Raw genomic sequence first — 2383 nt, 5'->3', positions numbered from 1 at the left:
TGAACTTGATGTAGTGCGCAAGATCATACGTACTCTTCTGTTGCCTGGCCAACGGCGTCTGCACATGAAGGATGAACGGGATTCGCGCCGGCGAAAGATCCTGTCGACACTTGACGATGCAGGGGCCACTGCCACGATCTACAATTCTGTCCGGCGGGAACGCAGTCACATCGAGAGCCGTCTTGCTTGCCTGCAAGCGCTGATTGCGGACGTCACTGCCCGAGACCACCGAATGCTCGTCCTTGAACGGGATGACACGCTCGTACAACGCGACCGGCAGGCGCTCATTGAGTACACGCGAGCGGCTGGCTGTTACGAGGAATTGCGGTACGAGCATCGACGCGCGCACGAAGAACATTTGCTTGCGATACCAGACGCGATCGCCTGGGCATGGTCCAAGGGTGGTGAGTGGCGCAGGCGCGCACGGCGCTTGATCACCGAGATTCGCGACGTGTGACGACGCAGAAAGCGCGAGACCCGAGCGCCACGGTCGTCCGGCCGGGTCTCGGGTCCACTTCTCACCGTTCATCACGACGAGCTGTTTATAGGCTAGTCCAGGTTGAACGCCTCCGGCAACTTTCGAGGGCATCTTGATGCGATGAGTCACTACGCAGGGTGCTCATAGTGTCCGTGGTCGACCTCCTGGGCGTCTTTATAGCCCGGCGCCGAGCCATGCAGCGGCCGCCACGGCGCGACGAGACATGCGCGCCCGGACACAGATAGGGAGGGGCAGCGGCCTTTCGGCGAGTTCCCTTCCAAAGGAGCTTAGGACTTAACTCTTGAAGCCTTTGGGTCCAAGCGACTATTGAGGTCTCGTGGGTCTATCTGAGAAGGACGAGGGGAGTCGGTAGCTACGCCCGTCCGTCAGCCGGTGCGGAGGAGCGGCTTGGTAGCTTGTGGTTGTGTCCATGCAGGTAGGAACATGACCATGGAGCCGATTGACGTACACGTGGCTGTTCGGGAGTTCGCGCTGGGGCTGCCGGGTGCTTACGAGGAGTTTCCGTGGGGTGAGTCGGTCGCCAAGGTGAACAAGAAGGTCTTCGTGTTCCTCGGTGCCGATGACGGCTCGCGTCCCCCGGCTTTCAACGTGAAGCTCAAGGATCCAGATACCCACGCTCATGCGCTGTCGCTGCCGGGTGCGGAGCGGATGGGGTACGGACTCGGCCAGCACGGGTGGGTGTATGTGCCGTTCAGCGAGAACGACACGCCCGTCGAGTTGCTCTGCGACTGGATCGAGGAGAGCTACCGGCTGATCGCACCCAAGAACCTCGTGGCGGCACTCGACGACGACGTCAGATGAGGTTGAGCCCTCCATCGACGGAGATGACCTGCCCCGTGATCCACGCCGCGGTTGGGTCGGCGACGTGGAGAACCCAACGTGCCACCTCGTCCGGTTCTCCTCGTCGCCCGAGTGGGATGCGCTCTGCCTCGGTCTGCTTGATCCGTTCGACTGTTGCTTCGGGCAGTCCGGCGGCGGCGAGAGCCTCACTCTCGGTTGGACCAGGGGCGACGGCGTTGACTCTGATGCGGCGCTCCGCCAGTTCCAGTGCCCAGCTACGAGTGAGCTGCTCCAATGCGCTCTTCGAGGCCGCATAGTGGGCAGCGCCCGGTAGTGGCCTGTGGCCGTACGTGCTGGAGATGTTGACGATCGAGCCCTGGGCTCGGTGCAGGTGTGGCAGAGCCGCCTGGGCGAGCAGACTAGGTGCGACGACGTTGAGATCGAACATGTCGGCGACCCGGCGTGCGGTCACGTCCTCGAGCTGCATCACAGCCGTGGCGCCGGCGTTGTTGACGAGTACATCCAGCCGTCCCCACTGGTCGACGGCCGCGCCGACGACTGCCTCGGGCGCGCCTTCGGCACGGATGTCGGCGGAGAACGGGGTGATCCTCCCGTGCCCCTGAGCGGCCGTCTGCTCCAAGGCCTCTGTGCGCCGTCCGACGCCCAAGACGTAAGCGCCGGCGTCGGCAAGAGCGATCGCGGTCGCGCGGCCGATTCCGGAGCCGGCGCCGGTGACGATCGATACACGTCCGGCGAAGGGTTCTCGTTCAGTCGACATGATCTCCTCAAGGGTAACGTTCGATGTTCGTGAAACATCGAACAATGTAGCATGTCCGTGTGCGTGAAGCTCGGCATCCGAACCCTGAGGAGATGACGCTCACTCAGATCATGGCGGCGCTGAGCGACCCGATCCGGGTGGGCTTGGTGCGGGCCCTCGCTGATGGGGAGGAACGGGCCTGGGGCCAGCTGCGGGTGCCGGTGGCCAAATCGACGTTGAGCCACCATCTGCGTGTGTTGCGAGACTCGGGAATCACGCGAACTCGGCAGGAAGGCACCCGGTGCTACGTCGTCCTGCGCCGTCACGAGGTGGAGGCACGTTTCCCG

General features: G+C 63.4%; 4 protein-coding genes. 2 read left to right on the top strand and 2 right to left on the bottom strand.

The features are described from left to right. The coding region (locus ELR45_RS35380; RefSeq protein WP_165367867.1) for a hypothetical protein at positions 1 to 358 on the bottom strand (358 nt) is incomplete at its 3' end. A gap of 570 nt (positions 359 to 928) precedes the next feature. Here ELR45_RS35380 and ELR45_RS17345 point away from each other — a divergent pair. Continuing rightward, positions 929 to 1300, top strand: coding sequence for an MmcQ/YjbR family DNA-binding protein (locus tag ELR45_RS17345; protein WP_205856763.1), 372 nt, complete (start codon positions 929 to 931; stop codon positions 1298 to 1300). On the opposite strand, the gene ELR45_RS17340 is transcribed toward ELR45_RS17345, so the two are convergent. Further along, on the bottom strand, positions 1293 to 2057 hold the full coding sequence (locus ELR45_RS17340; RefSeq protein ID WP_129667506.1) for an SDR family NAD(P)-dependent oxidoreductase: 765 nt from the start codon (positions 2055 to 2057) through the stop codon (positions 1293 to 1295). The genes ELR45_RS17345 and ELR45_RS17340 overlap by 8 nt on opposite strands. 92 nt (positions 2058 to 2149) lie before the next feature. Here ELR45_RS17340 and ELR45_RS17335 point away from each other — a divergent pair. Next, positions 2150 to 2383 (top strand): ArsR/SmtB family transcription factor (locus tag ELR45_RS17335; protein ID WP_420813900.1); only part of this gene is annotated, 234 nt, incomplete at its 3' end.

Origin of the sequence: Phytoactinopolyspora endophytica (assembly GCF_004138495.1) — a bacterium.
Lineage (GTDB): Bacteria > Actinomycetota > Actinomycetes > Jiangellales > Jiangellaceae > Phytoactinopolyspora > Phytoactinopolyspora endophytica.
This window is presented reverse-complemented; position numbering and strand designations above follow the sequence as displayed.